This window comes from Apibacter muscae (genome assembly GCF_007845595.1).
In the GTDB taxonomy this organism is placed as follows: domain Bacteria; phylum Bacteroidota; class Bacteroidia; order Flavobacteriales; family Weeksellaceae; genus Apibacter; species Apibacter muscae.
In genome coordinates this window covers 1-724 of sequence record NZ_SELI01000010.1, presented here as the reverse complement: position 1 = coordinate 724, position 724 = coordinate 1, and the positions used below count along the sequence as shown (strand labels likewise).

At 25.6% G+C, this 724-nt stretch carries 1 protein-coding gene; it reads right to left on the bottom strand.

The annotated features are described in order from the left end of the window. Positions 1-209: 209 nt before the first annotated feature. A partial coding sequence (locus ETU10_RS00145; RefSeq protein ID WP_221410351.1) for a hypothetical protein occupies positions 210-724 on the bottom strand: 515 nt, incomplete at its 5' end.

Here is a 724-nt window from a genome sequence, read left to right as displayed (position 1 = left end):
TTTTCAACATCCTCAATAGAGAAATTTTTAATTTCAGAAGACCATAATTGAAAAAGCATATCCTTAAAAAAATCGAGTGTTAAAGGTTTATTACAATAACCATTAACGTAAAAGATTAATAAGATCAGGACTTACAAACATAAAATATAAAAATTAAAAAATCATTTTAAAACAATCTATAGTAATAAATAACAGAATAGAATACTCAGTTATTCCGCAGGCAAAGGAGGCGCTTCTTCATCTAAATTCTCAATTACTTCTTTTAGATTAGAAAGGTTAAAATAATTATTTTTTTCAATTTCAGATATGATATATTCATTTCTAACACTTAAATTATATAGCATAGTAGCACTGTTCCATATAGCATTTCCATTTAATTGAGTATATTTATAAAATAAAGGACTTAAGGAGTTTGCTATATAGGCAATAATTTTCACTTTTTCATTTTTATTGAAATTATTATCATCTCCAATATTATAACCGAAACTTTCTAGGGCAGTATAATAAGTATTATCATTTTCATTGGTATTTTCCTCAATATATTTTAAAATACCTTCCCGTATTTCAAGGTCACCTTGGCAATTTTTCACAAAAATATTATTTTTCACAAATTCCACAGCATTAGACTTGTTTTTTTCCATTACCCAATTCAGCAGTTTTTTATCCTCAGTGTAACCAAAATTAGTAACCAGATTTTCCATAAAGAAAGAATCATTGTTAATCA